The 1509-nt window shown below is 35.0% G+C and carries 1 protein-coding gene; it reads left to right on the plus strand.

Features of this window, described 5'->3' with window-relative positions; genetic code table 11:
* Positions 1-1509: M14 family metallopeptidase (locus ABJD27_RS11775; RefSeq protein ID WP_348202045.1), on the plus strand; the 1509-nt coding region annotated here is incomplete at both ends.

Raw genomic sequence — 1509 nt, forward strand, 5'->3', positions numbered from 1 at the left:
TCTGGAGCAACCTACCCTACTCCTGATAATTTTAATTTAGGATCTCTAGGAGGATATATGACCTACCAACAATTTCTTGATGAACTGGATGATATGCATGACCTATACCCTAACTTAATTACAGCTAGAGATGGTATAAGTGACTTCTTAACAGAAGGACAAGCAGATAATTCTGTAACACCATCTATAGGAGGAAATAGAATTGAATGGGTTAAAATAAGTGATAATCCTAATGATTCTAGTGAAGGTGAAGCACAAATACTATATACAAGTATTCATCACGCACGTGAGTTTGCTACTTTATCAGAACTTATTTTCTACATGTGGTATCTTTTAGAAAACTATGATACAGATCCAGAAGTACAAAGCATTGTAAATAATACAGAGTTGTATTTTGTCCCTGTAGTAAATCCTGATGGATACCTTTATAATCAAGTATTAGATCCAGCTAATGGCCAAGGGTTTTGGCGTAAAAACAGAAAAAACGGAAATGGTGTAGATAATAACCGTAACTATGATTATCACATTAATGGTGACTCTAATAATGGGTCTTGGGGAGGTCCAGGAGCTTCTGGAAATCCAAATTCTGAAGTGTTTCACGGACCAAGTGCTTTTTCTGAAGTAGAAAATCAAGCGATCAAATGGTTTGTAGAACAACACGAATTTGTAATAGCATTAAACAATCACTCTTTTGGAAGATTATTATACTATCCGTTTGGATATGCAGATGTCGCAACACCAGACGATGCACTATATCAAGGAATAGGAGCTGAATTAACTTCTCAAAATGGATACAATGCACTTAGAGATTCTCCTTTTGCTGGAGATAGTGATGACTTTATGTATGGTACTGTAGGTACACATGATAAGATATTTGCTTTTACTCCAGAGATAAATAATGAATTCTACCCTCCTTCTAATCAAATAGAAGATATCGCTAGAGAAATGATGTTTCTCAATCTTACTGCTGCAAAAATGACCAACAACTTTGGTACATTATCTGATAGATCTCCTTTGTTTATAGATAACAGCACATCGGATGCAGCATTTAATCTTAGACGTTTAGGAATTAACGGGTCTGGCGATTTTACGGTAAGTGTCAATCCTATTTCTAGTAATATTACTGCAGTAGGCACTCCAATGAGTTTTTCAGGTCTTGCTACTCTAGAAAATCAAAATGGTTCTGTAGACTATACACTTTCTTCAGGTATTTCTGCTGGAGATGATATCATCTATGAATTAGTTGTAAATAATGGTTCATTTGACACCTCTATTACTGTATCAAAAATATTTGGAGAAGCAGAACAGGTTTTCTTTGATAACGGAAACAGCTCTACTACAAACTTTGAAAACAACGATTGGGGAGTTACAAATGTTATTTTCGAATCGGCTCCAACATCAATTACAGATTCTCCAGGAGGCAATTATGCAAATGACGAGAACTCATCTATTGTTCTTAATAATACTATAGACTTAACAAACGCATTATCTGCATCTGTATCATTTTAT

The sequence above is a fragment of the Dokdonia sp. genome, from assembly GCF_039945015.1.
Classification (GTDB): Bacteria; Bacteroidota; Bacteroidia; order Flavobacteriales; family Flavobacteriaceae; genus Dokdonia.